Below are 20,258 nucleotides of genomic sequence, written 5' to 3'. Positions count from 1 at the left end.
CTACCAGATCGCCGGGCGGTCCTTTTCGGGTCGCTTCATGGAGTCGCCATCCTTGCAGCCGAAGGCCTGGTAGAACTCCGGCAGGTTGGCGAGGGGGCCGTTGACGCGGAACTTCGCCGGGCTGTGGGGATCGGTGACGACGCGCAGCCGGGCGGCCTCCTCCCGCGTGAGCGTGCGCCAGGTCTCGGCGTAGCCCAGGAAGAACCGCTGCTCGGGGGTGAAGCCCTCGATCCTCCCCACCTGCGCCTTGCCCTTCTGGCTCAGCTTCCAGGCGTCCCACGCGATCTTGAGGCCGCCCAGGTCGGCGATGTTCTCGCCCAGGGTGAGCTTGCCGTTGAGGTGGAGGCCGGGCAGGGGCTCGAAGGCGTCGAACTGCTTCACCACCAGCTCGGCGCGGGCGTTGTAGGCCTTCTCGTCCGCCGGCGTCCACCAGCTCTTCAGGTTGCCGTCCGCGTCGTACTGGCGGCCCTCGTCGTCGAAGCCGTGGGTCATCTCGTGGCCGATGGTGGCGCCGATGTTGCCGTAGTTCACGGCGTCATCGGCCGAGGCGTCGAAGTAGGGCGCCTGGAGGATGCCCGCCGGGAACACGATCTCGTTCATGGTGGGGCTGTAGTAGGCGTTGTTGGTCTGGGGCGTCATCTCCCACTCGTTCCGGTCGATGGGCTTCCCCAGCTTCGCCAGGCGCCGCTGGAACTCGAAGCGCCGGGCCTCCAGGAGGTTCAGGACGTAGGGCTGGCGCTTGACCTCCAGCAGGGCGTAGTCGCGCCAGGCATCGGGGTAGCCCACCTTCACGCGCATGGCCGCCAGCTTCTGCCGGGCCTTGGCCTTGGTGGGGGCACTCATCCACTCCAGGTGGTCGATTCGGGTTCCCAGGGCCGTGCGGAGGTTCTCCACCATCTCGCGGACCTTCGTCTTGCTACTGGCAGGAAAGGCACGCTGGACGTAGAGCTTGCCCAGGGCCTCGCCCAGGCCCCGGTCCGCGGCGAACATCACGCGCTTCCAGCGGGGGTGCTGGGCCGTGGTGCCCTGGAGCCGGGTGCCGTAGAAGGCGAAGGACTCCTGCTCGAAGGCCGCGGGCAGGCCCGGGGCGGCGTTCCGCAGCAGGGTCCAGCGGAGGTAGATGCGCCACTGGTCCGCGGGGACGTCCTGGACCATGCGCCCCAGCTCCGCCAGGAAGGCGGGCTGGCGCACGATGAAGCGGTCCGGGGCCGGCAGGCCCAGCCCCTTCAGGTAGAGGTCCGCGGGGAATCCCGGCGCCGCGGCCCGGAGCTGGGCCGGGGTCATGGCGTGGTAGATGGCGTTGGGATCCCGCTGCTCCACGCGGGTCATGCTGGCCTTGGCGAGGCGCGTCTCCAGGGCCAGGACGCGATCCGCGTCCTTGGGGTCCAGGCCCGCCAGCGCCAGCACCTTCGCCACGTGGGCCCGGTAGGCCGCCAGGAGTACCTTCGACTTGGGATCCTCCTTCACGTAGTAGTCCCGGTCCGGCAGGCCGAGCCCACCCTGGGCCAGCACCATGGCATAGCGGCTGCTGGCCTTGTCGTCCTGCTCCACGCCGAAATGGAAGCCCGCGAAGGCGCCCAGCCGGTGGAGGTCCGCCAGCACGGCCGCCAGGGAAGCCCCATCCTTCACGCCGTCGATGCGGGTGAAGAGGGGCTTCAGGGGCGCGAGGCCCGCGGCCTCGATGCCCACCTCGTCCATGCCGCTGGCGTAGAAGTCGCCGACCTTCCGGGTCTCGGACCCCGCGGGCGCCTTGGAGGCTGCGGCGGATTCCATGATCTCCCGCAGGATCTGGTGGGTCCGGGTGTCGATCTCCTGGTCCACGCCGTAGCGCTCATATTCGGCGGGGATGGCCGTGCGCTTCGCCCACCCGCCCACGGCGTACTGGAAGAAGTCCTGGCAGGGCTTCGCGGTGGGATCGATGTTCGCCGGGTTGAAGCCCTTGTAGGCCACCTGGGCGGAGAGCGGCGCCATCAGCGCCAGGGCGAGCAATGCGGATCGAGTGTTCACATCATGTCCTTTTTCATGCTCCGGAAGGCGCAGCCTTCCGGAGCAGGGGCTACCAGATGGCCGGCCGCACCTTGACGTCCCGCTTCATGGGCTGTCCGTCGGCGCAGGAGAAGGCCTCGTAGAACTCCGGCAGGTTCGAGAGGGGGCCGATGACTCGCTCCCGGCCGGGGCTGTGGGGATCGGTCTTGAGGCGCACGGAGAGCGCCGCCTCGCGGATGTGGTTGCGCCACACGGCCGCGGCGCCGAGGAAGAAGCGCTGGGGGCCCGTGAAGCCGTCGATGGGCGCCGGGGCGGGCTTGCCCTTGAGGCTGTTCTGGTAGGCGGCGAAGGCGATCTTCATGCCGCCGATGTCGGCGATGTTCTCGCCCAGGGTGAGCTTGCCGTTCACATGCTCGCCGTGGATGGGCTCGTAGGCGTCGTACTGCTTCACCACCAGGTCCGTGCGGGTCTGGTAGGCCTTCTTGTCCGCCTCGGTCCACCAGTTCTTCAGGTTGCCCTCGGCGTCGAACTGGCTGCCGCTGTCGTCGAAGCCGTGGGTCATCTCGTGGCCGATGACGTAGCCCAGGGCGCCGTAGTTCACGGCGTCATCGGCCTTCGCATCGAAGAAGGGCGGCTGGAGGATGCCGGCGGGGAACACGATCTCGTTCATGGTGGGGCTGTAGTAGGCGTTCACGGTGGGCGGCGTCATGCCCCACTCGGTGCGATCGATGGGCTTGCCGAGCTTGGCCAGGTTCTTGGCGACACGGAAGGCGGCGGCGCGGCGCACGTTGCCGAAGAAGTCGTCCCGCTTCACGTCGAAGGCGTAGGTCTTCCACTTGTCCGGGTAGCCGATCTTCACGCCGAAGGCATTGAGCTTCGTGAGGGCCTGCTGCTTGGTCTCGGGGCCCATCCAGTCCAGGTTCGCGATGCGCTCGCGGAGGGCGATGCGGAGGTTCTCCACCATCTCGAGGACCTTCTTCTTGGACTCGGGCGGGAAGGCCACCTTCACGTAGAGCTGCCCCAGGGCCTCGCCCAAGGTGCCGTCCGTCATCGCCTCGATGCGCTTGGCGCGGGGCTCCCGCTGGGGGGTCCCGTTGAGGGTCTTGCCGTGGAAGGCGAAGGCTTCCTCCCCGAAGGCCCTGGGCAGCAGGTTGGCGGTGGCGCTGAGAGCGTGCCAGCGCAGGTAGGTGCGCCACTGGGGGGCGGGCACTTCGGAGACCAGCTTGCCGAAGGCCTGGAAGAAGGAGGGCTGGGTGAGGTTGAGGTCCGTCAACTTCACGCCGCGGGCCGCGAAGTAACCCTTCCAGTCGAAGCCCGGGGCCTCGGCGGCCACCTTGTCCAGGGTGCGCTTGTTGGTGGTCTTCAGGGGGTTCCGCATCTCCACGCGGGTCCACTGGGCCTGGGCCAGGCGGGTCTCCAGGTCGAGCACCACCTTGGCGCGGATCCGGGCGAGGTCCGGCGCGTCGCCGGCCAGCTCCAGCATCTTTGCCACGTGGGCCTCGTACTTGGCGCGGATGTCCCGGCTGCGGGCGTCATCCTTCAGATAGTAGTCGCGGTCGGGCAGGCCTGTGCCGCCCTGGCTGAGGTAGCCCAGGTACTGGGTCGAGGCCGTCGCGTCCTGGCGGACGAAGAAGCCGAAGCCGCCGGGGAGCCCCTGGTTGTGCAGCTTCGCCAGCAGGGCGGGGAGCTGCTTCGTGTCCTTGAGGCCGTCGATGGTGGCCAAGATGGGCTTCATGGGGGCGAGGCCCCGCTTCTCGATGGCGGCCTCGTCCATGCCGGAGGCGTAGAAATCACCCACCTTCTGCTGGACGCTGCCCTTGGCCCAGGAGGTCTTGGCGCTGGTCTCGGCCAGGATCTTCTGGAGGATGGCGCGGTTGCGCTCGCTCAGCTCCTCCATGGCGCCGTAGCGGGACTTGTCCGCGGGCAGGCTGTGGGACTTGAGCCAGCCGCCGTTGGCGTAGCGGTAGAAGTCTTCGCAGGGCTTGACCGAGGTGTCCAGGTTGGCGGGATCCACGCCGGGCTTGGACTGGGCGATGAGGGAACAGGTGGCGAGGCCCAGGCAGAGGCCGAGGGAGGCGCGCAGGAGGGAAGCCATGAATAACCTCGTAAGATGAGGCTAAAAGCCTATCAGGAAGGCGAGCGCAGGGATATGTGGATCATCTTCTGCACTTCCGCGTGAAGAACGCCCTCCGCATCCCTCAGCTCCACCGGGTAGGTGCGGTCCACCTTGGGCTGGTCCCGGAGGAGGCGGCGGATCTCGTCCACCTCGGCCTCCTCCAGCCTGAAGGTGGCGAAGAGGGGGCTTCGGCCCGGCTTCCGGAAGCGGATGGAAGCGGCCTTGTCCCACACCACGTACTCCGGCCCCAGGCGATGGATGAGCATGAGCATGAAGAAGGGGTCGACGGCCGCATAGAGGCTGCCGCCGAAGATGGTGCCCACGTAGTTCCGGGTGCGCCAGGAGAGGGGCAGGCGCACCCGCACCTCGGACCAGTCCGTGGCGATGAAGGTCACCCGGGCCCCCGTGCCCCGGAAGCAGGGCCAGACGTTGAAGGCCCAGCGGAAGAGGCGGGTGCGGAGGGATTCGCGCAAGGGATTCGGTTTGGACTAGAAGCGGACCGTGACCTTCTCGCCTTCCTTCATGTGCACGGTGTCGATGAAGTGCACCTTCCGGTCCCGGTAGGTGAGCACGAGGCTCTGGGTGCGGACGCCGTGGCCGAAGTTGAGCACGCCCTTGAGCAGGTTCCCGTGGGTGACGCCGCAGGCGGCGAAGACGATCTCCTGCCCGGGGCAGAGGTCGTCCGTGAAGTAGATGCGGTTGAAGTCCACGCCCATGGCCTCGGCCTTCTCGCGGCTGGCGGTGTTGGTGTCCACCTTGAGGCGTCCCTGGATCTCGCCGTTGAGGCACTTGAGGGCCGCGGCGGAGAGCACGCCCTCGGGGGCGCCGCCGGTGCCCATGACCGCGTGGATGCCCGTGCCGCTGACGGCGGCGCTGATGGCGGCACTGAGGTCGCCGTCGCCGATGAGCTGGATGCGGGCACCGGCCTGGCGGATGTCGGCGATGAGCTGGGCGTGCCGCTCCCGGTCCAGCACGGACACGGTGATCTCCTCGACCTTGCGGTCCAGGGACTTGGCGATGATCTCGAGGTTCTCCTGCACGGTCGCGTCGAGGCTCACCTTGCCCTTGGCGGCGGGGCCCACCACCAGCTTCTCCATGTAGAGGTCCGGGGCGTGCAGCAGGCCGCCCCGCTCCGTGGCGGCCAGCACCGCGATGGCATTGGGGGCGCCAGTGGCGCAGAGGTTGGTGCCCTCGAGGGGGTCTACGGCGATGTCCACGGCCGGGTGGTCCCCGTCCAGGTCGGCCCCCATGCCCACCTTCTCACCGATGAAGAGCATGGGCGCCTCGTCGCGCTCCCCTTCTCCGATGACGATGGTGCCGTCCATGCGCACGGTCTCCATGGCCTTCCGCATGGCCTCCACCGCCAGCTTGTCACTGTGCTTGCGGCGGCCGTGGCCCACGGAGGTGGCGCAGGCGATGGCGGCCTGTTCGACCACGCGCAGGAATTCGAGGGACAGGGTCTGTTCCATGGTGGGGCTCCCGGGGAGGCTTGTCGGAATCAGGGTCAGGCGAGCCGGTTCACGCTCTGGTGGATCCAGTCGAGGAAAGGCTCGGAGCCGACCTCCACGGGGAACATCAGGATCTCCGGGACTTCATAGGTGTGGAGGTCCGTGATCACCTCGGTCACCTGGGGGAACATGTCGCGGGTGGTCTTGATGATGAGCATCACCTCTTCATCGAGGTGGGTCTCGCCTTTGAAGTAGTAGTAGCTCTTGATGCTGGGGACGATGTTCACGCAGGCGGCGTAGGCCTGGTCCACCAGGGCAGCGGCGATGGTGAGGGCGGTCTCCTCGCTGCCACAGGTGGTCATGATGGTGCAGGCTTCGCTCATCGGGTGGGCTCCCCGCCCGGCGGGCGGAACCGGTCATTGTATCGCGCCAGCCGGGCGGCCGCGGATCACGAACCTCGGGGGTGGGTTGACCGGGACTCGGCGTGGTCTGACCACTGGCGGATCGTGACCTGGGGGCGATATCCGTTCTGGGAGCATCGGTTTGGGGCGGTCCCACTCGGAGGTTGGCCGTTCTCCGTATTCGGCGCCGACCCACCGGGACTCCGGATTCGAACGCGTCTGGCTTTGCCAGCCGCCGGTCTCGTTCCGGCGCGACATCTAGTCGCGCCTCCGCGATCCCACTCGGAGGTTCGAATCGCCTTTTCGTTTCATTCAGATAGGCCAAGGGGGGTGCCATCCGGCACTCCCCTTGGCCTATCTGGTCGGGGCGAGAGGATTCGAACCTCCGACCTCTCGGTCCCGAACCGAGCGCTCTACCAGGCTGAGCCACGCCCCGACGAAGGTTTGACTTTACTGGAAACGGGCGGGGGCGTCCAGCCCGCTCCTATTCGGTCTCGAGGCCGAGGCGGATGCGCTCCTGGCGGCGGACTTCGAGGAGGAGCATGGCGCGGCGGAGGGGGTCGGGATCCTCGGAGGGGGCGGAGGGTTCCTGGGGGGGGTCGCAGGGCACGACCTGGAGGCCGGTCAGGTCGAGGTCCAGGGACCGCCGGATGCGGTCGCGGATCTGGGGCCAGACGGCGGCGGCAGCCTCACGGAGGGGGCCGATGCGGGTCAGCTCCCAGCAGCCCATGACGAGCACGTTCCGCTCCACGCGGAGGGGGCGGGTCCGGTCCGCCAGGGCGGGGCCCACCACGAAGGCCCAGGCCGTGCGGAGGCGCGCCAGGGCCTTCTGGTCCGGCTGGCGGGCGCCCAGGGGCACGAGGCGGGGGGTGCGGCGGCGGTTGGGGCTCACGGGTTCCAGCGGGGCGGGGGCAGGGGGGCGCAGGCGCGCTCGCTGTTGAGGAGCACGGGGGAGGCCAGGGCGGGGATCATGGTGTTGGTCTCCGGATCGAACAGGGGCTGCAGCAGGTTGTGCAGCTCGCCGCCGTGGCGGAAGAGCACGTCATCCACGCTGCGCACGCGGCTGGCCGGGATGGCGTTGGCTTCGCAGAAGGCCAGCACGCGCTCCACCGTGCTGGCGAGGGTGCGGGCCTCGATGAGGGGCACCAGCTCCTCGCGGTCCTTCACGCGGCCGCGGTTCCGGCGCCACTCGGGGCGGGCCTCCAGGTCCAGGCTCAGCCACATGGCCAGGACCTCGAACTGGCGGTCGCTGCCCACGGCGATGGCCACGTCACCGTCGGAGCAGCGGAAGGTCTGATAGGGCACGATCTGGGGATGGGCGTTGCCCCAGCGCTGCGGGGCCTTCCCGGTCATCAGGGAGCCGGCGGCCACGTTCACCAGGCCCGCCAGGGCGGCCTCCATGAGGGGCACTTCGATGTGGAGGGCCTCGCCGGTGCGCTCGCGATGGAGCAGGGCCGCCTGGATGCCGTTGGCGCAGTAGAGGCCGGCCAGCACGTCCACCAGGGCCACGCCCACCTTCATGGGGCGGCCCTCGGGCTCGCCGGTGATGGCCATCCAGCCGCTCTCGGCCTGGATGATGAAGTCGTAGCCGGTCCGGCGGGAGGCGGTGACGTCCGAGGCGAAGCCGCGGACCGAGGCCAGGATGAGCTTGGGGAACTTGGCGTGGAGGCGCTTCCAGCCCAGGCCCAGGCGGTCCGCGGAGTCGGCCCGGAAGTTCTCCACCAGCACGTCCGCGTCCTTCAGCAGGTCGAAGAGGTGCGCCTTGCCTTCCTCGGTGTGCAGGTCGACGGGGCGGCTCCGCTTGCCCCGGTTGGCGCAGCGGAAGTAGGCGCTCTCGCCCTCCTCGCCATCGGCGAAGGGAGGCCCCCAGCCGCGGCTGGGGTCTCCGTCCGGAGGCTCCAGCTTCTGCACCTCGGCGCCGAAGTCCGCCAGCAGCTGGGTCGCGAAGGGGCCCGCGAGCACGCAGGACAGATCCACGATCCTGAAGTGGGACAGGGGCTTGGGCATCGGATTCTCCGAGGTCCAGCCTACTTCAGGTCCCCGGGCGGATCAGCTGGCGGCCACGGTCTGGCGGTAGGCCGCGGTCAGGGTGGCGGCGATCTCCTCGGGGCTGTGCCCCAGGAAGTCCGGGCGCTGCATGAGGTGGACCAGCTGGCCGTCCTTGAAGATGGCGGCCTGGGGGCTGGTGGGCATGGCGCCCTCGAAGTACTCGCGGGCCTGGGCCGTGGCCTCCTTCTCCATGCCCGCGAAGACCGTCACCAAGTGGTCGAAGCGCAGGTTCTGGGAGTGCAGGGCCTCGGTGACGCCAGGTCGCGCGCCCGCCGCCGCGCAGCCGCAGACGCTGTTCACCACCAGCAGGGTGGTGCCGGGCCGCTGGAGGGCGGCGTCCACCTGGGCGGGGGTCAGGAGCTGCTCGAAACCCTCCCGGACCAGTTCCTCGCGCATGGGGGCGACCATGTATTCGGGATAGTTCGACACGATGTCCTCCTCGGGCCTTAAAAGTTTACCGATCAAGTAAGGATTGATCCAGGTCACAATTTGCAACCTGGAGGCCCCATGCGCATGGTCCTGATGGGCGGAAGCCTACGCCCCGATTCGCTGAATCTCCGCCTGCTGGGCCACCTCGTAGCGGACCTGGCGGCACGGGGTCACGCGGTGGCCTCCTTCGCCGGGGAGGCCCTGAGGCTGCCCCTGTATGAGCAGGACCTCGCGGTGCCGGAGGGGGTCCAGGCCCTCCACGCCGCCCTCATGGACGCCCAGGGCGTGGTGATCGTCTCCCCGGAATACAACGCGGGCATCCCCGGCCACATGAAGAACGCCGTGGACTGGCCCAGCACCCTGCGGCCCAACCCATGGCAGGGCCTGCCGGTGCTGCTCTGCGCCGCGAGCCCCGGCGCCCTGGGCGGGGCCCGCGGCCTCGTCCCCTGGCGCCTGACCCTGGCCAACATGGGCGCGCTGGTCTGCCCGGACGCCATCACGGTCCCCCACGCGGATCACCAGCTCGACGGCGCCGGCGCCCCGACGGACCCGCGCACCGCAGGGCACATGGCGAAGGCCCTGGACAGCTTTCTGGCCCTGGCGGCGCGGTTGCGGCCGGGGCTGGAGGACTGAGATCGTGCGATCCTGGACCTTCTTCCTGGAGCTGTCATGAAGGACTTCTTCAAGAGCTTCTTCGCCGCGCTGCTGGCCCTGCTCGTGGCGGGCGCCGCAGCCTTCGTCCTCTTCTTCGGGATGCTGGCGGCCATCGGCTCCGCAGGCAAGCCCACGGTGCCGGGCAAGGCCGTGCTGGTCTTCGACCTGGACACGAGCCTGTCCGATGCCGACCGCGAGCCCGAGCCTGGCGAGGCCCTGGGCGAGGCGCTGGGCGGCGGGGGGGCCCACCCCCAGTCCCTGCCTGCGGCCATCGAGGCCCTGGACCGGGCGGCTTCGGACAGCCGCATCACCGCCCTGTTCCTCACGGGGAACCTCCGCAGCGCGGGCCCGGCCCAGCTGCGGGAGCTGCGGGACGCCCTCCAGCGCTTCAAGGCGAAGAAGCCCGTGCTGGCCTACAACCTGGGCTGGAGCAAGCGGGACTACTACCTGGCGGCCGGCGCCAGCACGGTGTTCATCAATCCCTTCGGCGAGATGGAGGTGAACGGCCTGGCCAGCGAGCCCATGTTCTTCGGCGAGGCCTTCAAGAAGTACGGCGTGGAGGTGCAGGTCACCCGCGTGGGCAAGTACAAGAGCGCTGTGGAGCCCTTCATCGCGGACCGCATGAGCGATCCCAACCGCGAGCAGGTGCAGAAGTTGCTGGACGACATCTGGGGCGAGTGGAAGGCCACGGTGGCCAAGGACCGCAAGAAAACGCCTGACGAGCTCCAGGCCATCGCCGACGAGAAGGGGCTCGTGGAGGCCGACGAGGCGAAGAAGCTGGGCCTCGTGGACCGCATCGCGCCCTACGACGAGGTGCTGGACGAGCTGAAGAAGCTGGCTGGCAAGCAGCCCAAGGACAAGGACTTCCCCCAGATCTCCCTGGCCACCTACGCCGGCATCCCCGGCGAGGCGAAGACCGGCCGGACCCGCATCGCCGTGGTCGTCGCCGAAGGCGAGATCGTGGATGGCGAGGGCAAGGCCAACCAGGTGGGCGGCGAGCGGCTCAGCCGCGAGCTGCGCCAGTTGCGCCTGGACGACCGCATCAAGGCCGTGGTCCTGCGCGTGAACAGCCCCGGCGGCAGTGCCGCGGCCTCGGAGCTCATCCAGCGCGAGGTGATCCTCACGAAGAAGGTGAAGCCCCTCGTGGTGTCCATGGGGCACCTGGCGGCCTCCGGCGGCTACTGGATCAGCACCTACGGCGACCGCATCTTCGCCGAGCCAAGCACCATCACGGGCTCCATCGGCGTCTTCGGCCTGCTGCCCAATGTGAAGAAGCTGGCCAATGAGCACGGCATCACCTGGGACAGCGTGCAGACGGCCAAGCTGGCCAACCCCATGACCCTGGCCCGGCCCAAGAATGATCTGGAGCTGGCCCGCATCCAGGGCCTGGTGGACCGCATCTACGAGCAGTTCGTGGCCAAGGTGGCGGACAGCCGCAAGATGAAGAAGGAGGCGGTCCACGAGATCGCCCAGGGCCGGGTCTGGTCGGGACAGGAGGCCGTGAAGCTGGGCCTGGTGGACGAGGTCGGAGGGCTCGACGCGGCCGTGAAGTACGCGGCCGGCAAGATCAAGGCGGACGGGGACTACCAGGTGGTGGGGCCGGAGAAGGAGCCGGACACCCTGCGGGAAATCCTGAAGAACCTGGGCGGCAAGCCCCGAAAGCTGGCCCATCCGGGCGCCGTGGACGGCCTGGTGGATTCCTTCCGGCGCCAGATGGAGCTGCTGACCTCCCTGAATGATCCGCAGGGCGTCTACGCCCGGCTGCCCTTCGAGCTGGAGCTGAAATAGCCTCCATGGACTCGTCTTCGTTCGCTTCGGCCATCATCCTTCTGGTGCTGGTGACGGATCCCCTGGGCAACATCCCGGTGTTCATCGGGCTGCTGCGCCAGGTGGATCCGGCCCGGCGCCAGCGGATCATCATCCGCGAGGTGCTCTTCGCCTCCGGCATCCTGCTCTTCTTCGCCCTCTTCGGTCAGCGGGTGCTGCGCCTCATGCACCTCACGGACACGTCGCTGGGCATCGCCGGCGGCGTGATCCTCTTCCTCATCGCCCTGAAGATGGTCTTCCCCCGCCCGGAGGGCCCCGCGAACCATCCCCTCCACGGGGAGCCCTTCCTCGTGCCCCTGGCCGTCCCCTTCATCGCCGGGCCCTCGGCCATCGCCACGGTGCTGCTGCTGGTGAGCCGGGAGCCCCACCGCCTCTGGGAATGGCTGGGCGCCATCTCCGTGGCCATGGCCATCTCGGCCGTGGTGCTCGGCTTCGCGGAGAAGATCGCGGACTTCCTGGGCGAGAAGGTCACCATGGCCTTCGAGCGGCTCATGGGCCTGGTGCTGACGGCCATCGCCATCGAGATGCTGCTGGCCGGCATCCAGAAGTTCGTGCTGCAGCTGCGCGCGGTCTAGCTCCGCCGCTTGAGGCTCAGCTCCAGCGTGAACTCCGCCACGGGCTCGAAGGCGCCGTCCGGCAGCTTCACCGCCGCCTGGATGTGCATGGGCTCCGTGATGCGGTCTTCGGACGCCAGCGCGCGGCCCACCTGGTCGCGGATGGCCGCCCCCTCTTCGCAGATGAAGTAGACGTCGGCTTCCGGGCGCTTGAGGAACTGCGCCTGGAAGGCCTTGAAGACCAGGGACACCTTGTTCCCGGTCCGCTTGATCTGGTCCATGGCCAGCAGGCCCCCGGCGCAGTCGGCGCCGATGGCCAGGGCGCCGAAGTACATGGAGCCCAGATGGTTCCTCGTCCACCGCCGCAGCGGGATCCGCACCACGCAGCGGGCTTCGGTCAGCTCCACGACGCTGGGCCGCACCGAGGCCAGCAGGGGGATCTTCAGCCACCCGAACAGGCGCATGCCGAGGGTCTGTTTCAGGAGCTCGAATCGGGGGGACATCCTCCGATTGTCCGTTCCCAGCCTGAGCCTGTCCAACGGGGGATTCCAGGGGACCTCGCCATCAGGGGGCTTCAGCTTGAAAAGCCTCCACGATGCGCACGAAGAAGAAGGTAAAGGCCACGAAGGCAGGCCCGGCGACTCGGCCAGGACATCCGGGCCGCCACCCGCGATGGGATGTCCACCATGGGTCGAGCCTCATTCGTGCCCTTGTGGCACCCGCAGGGTATTTTCGTGTGCTTCGCGGAGATCTTTTTTGAGCGGGAGTCCGCCGATGGCCAGGGAATCTTTTCCCTCGTGTACTGGAATCTCAGGCTTGGTTCACATCCAGCAGACCTTCGGGAGGATCAAGGTCCAGGCGCCGGTTCGGCAGGTCCAGGGTCCACCAGGCCTTGATGTAGGGGATGTCCCGCTGGCCCGTGCGGCCGGGCCGCAGGTCGCGCATGACCACCATGTCGTAGCCGGCGGGGCCGGGATCCAGGCGCAGCACCTCGCCCACCTTGCACCCGCCGATGAAGACGTCGCAGCCGATCCACTGATGGCGGAAGCTCTCGCCGTCCTCCAGGATCGCCTCGGATTCAGGCATCCAGAGGGCCCAACCCTTCAGGCTCTCGGCCGCGGTGCGGTCGGGGACTTCGGCGAAGGCGAGGCAGGGGCGGTCCTGGTGCCAGCGGAAGCTCCGCAGCTTCACGGGCCGGGCCGGGGTCGCGGGTTCGGCGGATTCCAGGTCCGCCTCGGGCGGGGCCAGCACCAGGCCCGCCATGCCGTCCAGGCGCTCCGGTTCGTCCATGACGGCGTGGAGGAGGAACTCGCCCTTGAGTCCCTGGACCTTGGCCAAATGGCCGGCGAGCAGCATCTAGGCCTCCCGCTCGTCCTCGTCGTCCAACTCGAGGTTCACCGCGAGCCCGGCCTTCTCGCCGGCGGTCCGGCAGAGGGTGCGGAGCGCCGAGATCATGCGCCCGTGCTTGCCGATGATGCGGCCGCGGTCACTGGGAGCGGCGAAGACCAGCACATCCCGTTGTTTCCCCTCGCCGCTGATCTCGACCCGGAGGGCCTCCGGGTGGTCCAGCAGGGGGGTCAGCACATCGCGCAGGAAGGCTTCGAGGTTCATGGTCGCTCCACGAACAAAGAAAGCCGGACCCTGGCCCGGCTTTCGGGGAACGGAAACCGGCTAGAGGATCTGGTTCTTCTTGAACAGATCGAGCACGGTCTTGGAGGGCTGGGCGCCCTTCTGGAGCCAGGTCTTGGCCTTCTCGGCATCGATGCGGACCTCCTCGCCGGAGCCGGCGATGGGGTTCACGAAGCCCAGCACCTCCACGGCACGGCCGGTGGGGATGCGGTCATTCTCGGAGACGACGATGTGGTAGAACGGGCGCTTCTTGGCACCATTGCGAGCAAGTCGGATCGAAAGCATGGACACTCCCTGAGCAGGGAAGTGTATCGCGGAATTCAACCGTTCCCAAGCGCTAATTCAGGGCTCGAAGCTGGCGGGCGGGAAGGTCCCCTCGAGCACCGCCTGGCGCTCCCGGATGTTCCGCCGCAGGGTCGGCCAGCGGGGATGGGCCCGCATGGTCTCCAGGAAGGGCGACGATTCGTACCAGCGGGCGCAGCTGAACCCCTGGACGAAGGCCCGCGTGGCGCAGTCCACGGCCCGGCCCCCGTCGCCCAGGAGCGAGTAGGCCTCGGCCTGCTTGAAGGTCAGCTCGCCGTCGGGGATGCGCAGCTTGCCGCGGACCTCGTCGATCCTTCGCAGCTCGGCCAGCCCGTCCTCCTTCCGCCCCTCCAGCAGGGCGCGGTAGACGCGGCTGAGGTCCTGGAAGGGGCTGAAGCCCTGTGCCGTCCCGGCGGCCTCCATGCGGGCCAGGGCCGTCTTCCGGTCCCCCTTCAGCAGGGCGAGGTAGCCCTGGTAGAACAGGACCCCCGCATCCACCCGCAGGGCCGCGGTCTGCCGCAGGTCTTCCTCGAAGGCTGCCCAGTCGCCGAGGTAGAGGTTGGTGGTCTCCACGGTCCAGGTGGACGCGGCGCTGAAGGGGGCGAGGAGGGCCTCCCGCCGGACCATGGCCGAGTGCGCCCCGGCCAGCAGCCCCGAGGTGCGGCCGGCGTAGGTGAAGCCCAGGAAGAGGTCCGGCACGCGGGGACGCAGGTGCATGGCCTCATCGAGGGCCCGCAGGGCCAGGTCCTGGTTGCCGGTGTCCGTGAGCATGAGGGACCAGAGGAAGGTGGCCCGGGGGTAGCCCGGCACCAGGTCCACGGCCCGCTGGAACGCCTTGTGGGTACGGGAGTTGAGGCCGATGCCCGCCTGGGCCGGATCCACCCAGAGGCTGCGGTAGAGATGGTCGCCCAGGGTGGCCCAGGCGGTGGCGCACATGGGCTCGGCCTCGGCCAGGGCCTGGGTGTCGGCCAGGCGGCTCGTGGCCTCCCGGTCATCCCGGATGGCCATGGCCCGCAGCAGCTCCCAGAAGCGCCCCGGGTCCCGGGGGTAGAGCTCGGCCCGGATGCGGTGGCGCCGGTCCAGGGGCCACCGGGCCACCCAGGTCTCCATGGCCTGGCCGGGATCCATGGGAGGCTGGACATCCCACCGCCAGGGGCGCCCGGCCAACAGGTCCGGCGCTGTGGTCCACTGGGTGGTCAGGGCCAGCTTCCCGCCCTCCTGGCGGCCCTGGAACCGGAACAGCGCCAGGTCCGCGGGGAGCTTCCGCAGCTCCGCCGGGCTCGGGATGGAGGGGGCGTGGGTGACCGTGAGGCCCGCCAGCACCTCGAAGTGGTCCGACATCAGCGTCTCGAGGCCCAGGTTCACGTCGGTCTGCTGGGAGGACTCGGGGGCGACGACCAGCACCCGGTGCGTGGCGGTGGTGCGGCTGCTGGATCGCCACAGCCAGGCCCCGGTCAGGCAGACACCCAGGGCCAGACCCAGGAGCATCCAGGCTTTCGTGGATGTCGGGGGCCTCAGGAGCAAGGGGGACCTCTAGAAGGGAAGGTTCGGGCCGCCGCCCATTTTCGCCATGCGCTGCATGCGGGCCATGAACTTGGGATCGTTCATCTGGCCCATCATCTTCTTGGTTTCCACGTACTGCTTGATGAGCTGGTTGATCTCGCTCACGGGCCGGCCGCAGCCCGCGGCGATGCGGCGCTTGCGCTTGCCGTCCAGCAGGTTGTGGTTGGCGCGCTCGGCGGGAGTCATGGAGTTGATGATGGCCTCCAGGTGCTTGATGCGCTTGTCCGTGGCCACCTGGGCCAGCTGGTCCTTCATCTGCCCCAGGCCCGGCAGCATGCCCAGGATCTTGTTCATGGAGCCCAGCTTCTGCACCTGCTGGAACTGCTTGCGCATGTCCTCCAGGGTGAACTGGTTCTTGGCCAGGCGCTTGGCCATGACCTCGGCTTCCTTCTCGTCGAGCTTGTCCTTGGCGTGCTCGATGAGGCTGAGGACATCGCCCATGCCCAGGATGCGCTGGGCCATGCGGTCGGGGTGGAAGCGCTGGAAGTCCTCCAGCTTCTCGCCCTCGCCCACGAACTTGAGGGGCTGGCCCGTGGCCTGCTTGATGCTGAAGGCCGCGCCGCCGCGGGTGTCGCCGTCGGTCTTGGTGAGCACCACGCCGGTGATGCCCAGCTTCTCGTGGAAGGCCGTGGCGCTGCGGACCGCGTCCTGGCCCGTCATGGCATCGGCCACGAAGAGGATCTCGTCGGGAGAGACGGCGCCCTTGATGCGGACCAGCTCCTCCATGAGGGTCTCATCGAGGTGCAGGCGGCCCGCCGTGTCGAGGATGACCGCATCCCAGCCCTTGAGCTTCGCCTCGGCCACGGCCGCGGCGCAGATGGCGACCGGGTCCTTCTCCTCCGTGCGGAAGGAGGGCACGCCGGCGTCCTTGGCCACCACGTGCAGCTGCTCGATGGCGGCGGGGCGGTAGACGTCGGCGGGCACCAGCAGGGGGGAGCGGCCCAGCTTCTTGAGGAACACAGCCAGCTTGCCGCAGGTGGTGGTCTTGCCGGCGCCCTGGAGGCCCACCATCATCACCACCGTCGGCGGCTTGGCGGCGAAGGTGAGGGGGTGCTCCGGCGCCTGGCCGCCCATGATCTCCACCAGCTCGCGGTGGACGATGTCGATGAAGGCCTGGGCGGGGTTGAGGCCCTGCATGACCTCGGCGCCGAGGGCCTTCTCCTTCACCCGCTGGAGGAAGGTGCGGGCCACGCTCACATGGACGTCCGCCTCCAGGAGGGCCATGCGCACTTCGCGCAGCACGGCTTCGAGGTTGGCTTCCGTCAGCTTGGACTGGCCCCGGAGGGCCTTCATCGCCTGGCTGAGCTTCTGGGTGAGGCTGTCGAACATGGGGCTCCGGATCGGCACGAAAAATCCATTCTACCGGCGCCGCGACTCATTTCCCTGTCACGAAAGGCATCCTCGGTCATAATCCGGTCCGGTGGAGCCGGATATGTCCAATCATCTCGCTGGAAGCCTCAGCCCCTACCTCCTCCAGCACGCCCACAACCCCGTGGACTGGTTCCCCTGGGGCGAGGCGGCGCTGGCGAAGGCGAAGGCCGAGCAGAAGCCCATCTTCCTCAGCATCGGCTACAGCGCCTGCCACTGGTGCCACGTCATGGAGCGGGAGAGCTTCGAGAATCCCGCGGTGGCGGAGGTGCTGAACGCCCACTTCGTGAGCATCAAGGTGGATCGGGAGGAGCGGCCCGACCTGGACGACCTCTACATGGACGCGGTGCAGGCCCTCACCGGGCGGGGCGGGTGGCCCATGAGCGTGTGGCTCACGCCGGATCTGGAGCCCTTCTACGGGGGCACCTACTTCCCGCCGGAGCCCCGGGGCGGGATGCCGGGCTTCATCTCCCTGCTGCGGCGCATCGCCGAGGTGTGGCAGGAGGATCGGGACGGCGTGGTGGGCCAGGCGGGGAACCTCGCCGCCGAGCTGCGGCGCCAGGCCGCGGTGGAGCCAGGCACGGAGCTACCGGGCCGGGCAGCCCTGGACGGGGCCCTGGCCCAGCTCAGGGCCGGCTTCGACCCCCGCTGGGGCGGCTTCGGCCCGGCGCCCAAGTTCCCCCAGTCCATGGCGGTGGAACTGCTCCTGGCCCGCGGCTCGACGGAGGACCGGGCCATGGCCCTGCGCACCCTCGACGCCATGTGGGAGGGCGGCATGTACGACCACCTGGGCGGCGGCTTCGCCCGCTACAGCGTGGACGGCCAGTGGCTGGTCCCCCACTTCGAGAAGATGCTCTACGACAACGCCCAGCTGGCCTGTGCCTACCTGGCCGCCTTCCAGGCGACGGGAGAGGCGCGCTACGCCGAGGTCGCGCGCGGAACCCTGGACTACCTGCTGCGGGACCTGCGCGACGCCCAGGGCGGCTTCCACTCCAGCGAGGACGCCGACAGCGAGGGCGAGGAGGGGAAGTTCTACGTCTTCACGCCCGCCGAGATCCGCGAGGCCCTGGGCGAGGCGGATGGCGCGAGGTTCTGCGCGACCTTCGGCATCACCGAAGGCGGGAATTTCGAGCACGGGAAGAGCGTGGTCCACCGCTTTTCCTGTGCTCGGGAAGCGAGGCTTCCAGAGGAAGAGGATCGAGCGCTGCGGGAGCGCCTGCGGCAATGGCGGGACCGCCGCGTGCGGCCCGGCAAGGACGACAAGGTGCTGGCGGCCTGGAACGGCCTGGCGCTCTCCGCCCTGGCTCGGGGCTCCCAGGTGCTGGGCGAGGCCCGCTACCTCGACGCCGCCCGGGACTGCGCGGCCTTCCTGCGCCGGGAGCTGTGGCGGGACGGGCACCTGCTGCGCGTCTGGCGGCAGGGGCAGGCCCACACCCGGGGCTTCCTGGAGGACCACGCGGCCCTGGTGGAGGGGCTGGTGGATCTCTACGAGGCGGGGTTCGATCCCGCCTGGCTGGGGTGGGCGGAGAATTTGGCGGAGGGGCTGCTGGCGCGGTTCCAGGACACCACCGGGGGCGGCTTCTTCAGCACGGAGGCGGGCCAGGAGGACCTGCTCTTCCGGCAGAAGCCCGGCTTCGACAATGCCATCCCCGGGGGCAACACCCTGGCGGCCCGGGCCCTGCTGCGCCTGTCCCGGCACCTCCAGCGGGAGGACCTCCGCCTGGCCGCCGAGGGCACCCTCCGCTGCTTCGCACCCTGGATGGAGCGGGCGCCCCGGGCCTTCCTGGGCCTGCTCGGCGTGCTCGACCTGGCGCTGCACGAGCCGGTGGAGGTGGCCATCTCGGGCGATCCCGGTAGCCCCGCGGTGCGGGCCATGCTGGCGGAGGTCCACCGCCGCCTCCTGCCGGGCCGGGTCCTGTCCGTCTCCGGGGACCAGCTCCTCCCCCTTCACGAGGACCGTCCGGCCTCGGAGCACGGCCCCTTCGCCTTCGTCTGCCAGGGCCGCACCTGCGCCAGGCCCGTGACCACCCCCACCGAGCTGGCCTCGCTCCTCTCCTGAGCGCCCGGATGTGACCCTCTCCCCCCGGGGCGGGGGGCTAGACTGGAGGCTCGCCACGCGGGCAGCCGCGGTATCTGCGGTGTGCGCGTACGGTCATGTGATAAAGGGGCTGCCATGAAGACCTTCGCCTTGAAGATCGATCCTCTGACCGGGGAGGAATACTACGAGGTCTATGTCCGCGGCCGGCAGCTTCTCAACAACGCCCACTTGAACAAGGCGTCGGCTTTCACGAAGGAGGAGCGCTTGGGCCTGGGCCTGGACGGCATGCTGCGGCCCGGGATCTCGAGCCTGGAATCCCAGCTGGACCGGACCTACGAGGCCTTCCGGCGCAAGACCGACGACCTAGAGCGCTACATCTACCTCTCGGGCCTGCTGGACCGCAACGAGGTGCTGTTCTACCGGCTCCTGGTGGACCACCTGGACGAGATGGTCCCCATCGTCTACACGCCCACCGTGGGCCAGGCCTGCCTCCAGCTGAGCCACATCCAGCGGCGCTACCGGGGTATCTACATCACGCCCGAGAACATCGCGAACATCGACCAGATCTTCCACGGCCTGGCCCAGCCCCAGGTCAACCTCATCGTCGTGACCGACGGCGAGCGCATCCTGGGCCTCGGCGACCTGGGCTCCGACGGCATGGGCATCCCCGTGGGCAAGGTGAGCCTCTACGTGGCCGCCGGCGGCGTGCACCCCGGCGTCTGCCTGCCCATCACGCTCGATGTGGGCACCAACAACCCCCGCCTGCTGGAGGATCCCCTCTACCTCGGCATCCGCAGGCCCCGCCTGAGGGGCGCCGAGTACGAGGAGCTGGTGGAGAAGTTCGTGCTGGGCGTGAGGCGCAACTTCCCCGGGGCCCTGCTCCAGTGGGAGGACTTCGCCAAGCACACGGCCTTCAAGAACCTGGACCGCTACCGCGAGCGCATCCTCTCCTTCAACGATGACATCCAGGGCACGGGCTCCACGGCGCTCGCCGCGCTGATGACGGCCATGCGCATCAAGAAGAGCCGCTTCCAGGACGAGCGCTACGTCATCGTGGGCCTGGGTCAGGCGGGCACCGGCATCGCCATGAACATCCGCGCCGCCCTGAAGGCGGAGGGCCTTTCCGACGAGGAGGCCCGCAAGCGCATCTTCGCCGTGGACATGCAGGGCCTGCTCCTCGAGGGCGACCCGCTGCTGGAAGGGCCCCAGATGCCCCTGGCCCAGTGCCGGTCCGCGGTGGAGGGCTGGAAGCTGGACGACTCCTCCCGCATCGGCCTCCAGGACGTGGTGCGCAACGCTCATCCCACGGTGCTCATCGGCGTCACCGCCCAGCCCAACCTCTTCGATGACGCCATCCTGGCGGAGACCGCCAGGCACTCGGAACGCCCGGTCGTGCTGGCGCTCTCCAACCCCACCCACAAGTGCGAGTGCTCGCCCGAGGCGGTCTGGAAGGCCACGGACGGCAAGGGCCTGGTGGCCACGGGCAGCCCCTTCGCGCCCATGGACTGGAAGGGCCGCACGCTCCAGGCCTCCCAGTGCAACAACATGTACATCTTCCCCGGCGTGGGCCTCGGCGCCCTGGTCTGCAAGGCCACCCGCGTGACCGACAGCATGTTCCTGGCGGCCAGCAAGGCCATCAGCGCCTATGTGACGCCCGCCCAGGAGGCCACGGGCCTGCTGCTCCCGGAGATGAAGGACATCCGCGACGTCTCCGCCGCCGTGGCCACGGCCGTGGGCATCGAGGCCCGGAACGCCGGGCTGGGACGCCTCCTGGACGATGAACAGATCGCCGCCATCATCGCCAAGGCCCAGTGGGATCCCCACTATCCCTCCTACCGGCCCGGGACGCTCCGCCTGCCGGATTAAGAACAGGGACAGTTTTTCCCCTTGAGC

19 protein-coding genes and 1 tRNA gene are annotated in these 20,258 nt (G+C 69.1%); 5 read left to right on the top strand and 15 right to left on the bottom strand.

The genetic code is table 11. The annotated features are described in order from the left end of the window. The 9 genes from G398_RS0105985 to G398_RS0105945 form a co-directional block, all read right to left on the bottom strand. Positions 1 to 2,007, bottom strand: a complete 2,007-nt coding sequence (locus G398_RS0105985) for a M13 family metallopeptidase (RefSeq protein ID WP_026852919.1) — start codon at positions 2,005 to 2,007, stop codon at positions 1 to 3. Positions 2,008 to 2,056: 49 nt separating this feature from the next. After that, the gene (locus G398_RS16610) at positions 2,057 to 4,081 is read right to left on the bottom strand and encodes a M13 family metallopeptidase (protein WP_052571563.1); all 2,025 of its coding nucleotides are present in this window, start codon (positions 4,079 to 4,081) and stop codon (positions 2,057 to 2,059) included. A gap of 32 nt (positions 4,082 to 4,113) precedes the next feature. Continuing rightward, complete coding sequence (locus G398_RS0105975) at positions 4,114 to 4,575, bottom strand: DUF4442 domain-containing protein (protein ID WP_026852918.1); 462 nt, start codon at positions 4,573 to 4,575, stop codon at positions 4,114 to 4,116. Between the two features lie 15 nt (positions 4,576 to 4,590). Then, positions 4,591 to 5,571, bottom strand: a complete 981-nt coding sequence (glpX, locus tag G398_RS0105970; protein WP_043483867.1) for a class II fructose-bisphosphatase — start codon at positions 5,569 to 5,571, stop codon at positions 4,591 to 4,593. 35 nt (positions 5,572 to 5,606) lie between these two features. Then, a complete protein-coding gene (gene cutA / locus G398_RS0105965) occupies positions 5,607 to 5,933 on the bottom strand; it encodes a divalent-cation tolerance protein CutA (RefSeq protein ID WP_026852916.1) in 327 nt (108 codons plus the stop codon). 377 nt (positions 5,934 to 6,310) lie between these two features. After that, positions 6,311 to 6,387, bottom strand: a tRNA-Pro gene (locus G398_RS0105960). A gap of 48 nt (positions 6,388 to 6,435) precedes the next feature. Beyond that, positions 6,436 to 6,843 (bottom strand): DciA family protein, encoded by a 408-nt coding sequence (locus G398_RS0105955; RefSeq protein WP_026852915.1) that lies wholly within the window; start codon positions 6,841 to 6,843, stop codon positions 6,436 to 6,438. Continuing rightward, positions 6,840 to 7,958: a CaiB/BaiF CoA transferase family protein gene (locus G398_RS16605; RefSeq protein ID WP_052571561.1), complete on the bottom strand. Its 1,119-nt coding sequence runs from the start codon at positions 7,956 to 7,958 to the stop codon at positions 6,840 to 6,842. Before G398_RS16605 ends, G398_RS0105955 begins: the two co-directional genes overlap by 4 nt. A 42-nt stretch (positions 7,959 to 8,000) precedes the next feature. Beyond that, positions 8,001 to 8,408, bottom strand: a complete 408-nt coding sequence (locus tag G398_RS0105945; RefSeq protein ID WP_043483920.1) for a BrxA/BrxB family bacilliredoxin — start codon at positions 8,406 to 8,408, stop codon at positions 8,001 to 8,003. 99 nt (positions 8,409 to 8,507) lie between these two features. Here G398_RS0105945 and G398_RS16600 point away from each other — a divergent pair, with 99 nt between their 5' ends. The 3 genes from G398_RS16600 to G398_RS0105930 are packed head-to-tail and all read left to right on the top strand — an operon-like array spanning position 8,508 to position 11,485. Next, a complete protein-coding gene (locus G398_RS16600) occupies positions 8,508 to 9,062 on the top strand; it encodes an NADPH-dependent FMN reductase (protein WP_052571559.1) in 555 nt (184 codons plus the stop codon). A gap of 36 nt (positions 9,063 to 9,098) precedes the next feature. Then, positions 9,099 to 10,871 (top strand): signal peptide peptidase SppA, encoded by a 1,773-nt coding sequence (sppA, locus tag G398_RS0105935; RefSeq protein ID WP_026852913.1) that lies wholly within the window; start codon positions 9,099 to 9,101, stop codon positions 10,869 to 10,871. Between the two features lie 5 nt (positions 10,872 to 10,876). Next, complete coding sequence (locus tag G398_RS0105930; RefSeq protein WP_026852912.1) at positions 10,877 to 11,485, top strand: MarC family protein; 609 nt, start codon at positions 10,877 to 10,879, stop codon at positions 11,483 to 11,485. Here G398_RS0105930 and G398_RS0105925 read toward each other — a convergent pair. The 6 genes from G398_RS0105925 to ffh all read right to left on the bottom strand — a co-directional run bounded on the left by G398_RS0105925 (position 11,482) and on the right by ffh (position 16,306). Further along, entirely contained in the window at positions 11,482 to 11,967 is a 486-nt protein-coding gene (locus G398_RS0105925; protein ID WP_026852911.1) for a PaaI family thioesterase, read from the bottom strand. The genes G398_RS0105930 and G398_RS0105925 overlap by 4 nt on opposite strands. A gap of 307 nt (positions 11,968 to 12,274) precedes the next feature. Then, positions 12,275 to 12,820 carry a ribosome maturation factor RimM gene (locus G398_RS0105920; RefSeq protein ID WP_026852910.1) on the bottom strand — a complete coding sequence of 182 codons (546 nt, stop codon included), beginning with the start codon at positions 12,818 to 12,820 and terminating at the stop codon, positions 12,275 to 12,277. Next, positions 12,821 to 13,075, bottom strand: a complete 255-nt coding sequence (locus tag G398_RS16595; protein WP_043483864.1) for a KH domain-containing protein — start codon at positions 13,073 to 13,075, stop codon at positions 12,821 to 12,823. It lies immediately after the preceding gene. 60 nt (positions 13,076 to 13,135) lie between these two features. Next, positions 13,136 to 13,378 (bottom strand): 30S ribosomal protein S16, encoded by a 243-nt coding sequence (gene rpsP / locus G398_RS0105910; RefSeq protein ID WP_026852909.1) that lies wholly within the window; start codon positions 13,376 to 13,378, stop codon positions 13,136 to 13,138. Between the two features lie 57 nt (positions 13,379 to 13,435). After that, the gene (locus G398_RS21895) at positions 13,436 to 14,884 is read right to left on the bottom strand and encodes a tetratricopeptide repeat protein (RefSeq protein WP_026852908.1); all 1,449 of its coding nucleotides are present in this window, start codon (positions 14,882 to 14,884) and stop codon (positions 13,436 to 13,438) included. 45 nt (positions 14,885 to 14,929) lie between these two features. Then, on the bottom strand, positions 14,930 to 16,306 hold the full coding sequence (ffh, locus tag G398_RS0105900) for a signal recognition particle protein (RefSeq protein WP_245576275.1): 1,377 nt from the start codon (positions 16,304 to 16,306) through the stop codon (positions 14,930 to 14,932). An 85-nt stretch (positions 16,307 to 16,391) separates the two neighbouring features. Here ffh and G398_RS0105895 point away from each other — a divergent pair, with 85 nt between their 5' ends. After that, positions 16,392 to 18,386, top strand: coding sequence for a thioredoxin domain-containing protein (locus G398_RS0105895; protein WP_026852906.1), 1,995 nt, complete (start codon positions 16,392 to 16,394; stop codon positions 18,384 to 18,386). Between the two features lie 114 nt (positions 18,387 to 18,500). Continuing rightward, on the top strand, positions 18,501 to 20,231 hold the full coding sequence (locus G398_RS0105890; protein ID WP_052571557.1) for an NAD-dependent malic enzyme: 1,731 nt from the start codon (positions 18,501 to 18,503) through the stop codon (positions 20,229 to 20,231). The last annotated feature ends 27 nt before the right edge of the window (positions 20,232 to 20,258 follow it).

The sequence above is a fragment of the Geothrix fermentans DSM 14018 genome (genome assembly GCF_000428885.1).
Lineage (GTDB): Bacteria > Acidobacteriota > Holophagae > Holophagales > Holophagaceae > Geothrix > Geothrix fermentans.
The sequence above is the reverse complement of the archived record's forward strand: the minus strand, read 5'-3'. Positions and strand labels throughout refer to the sequence as shown.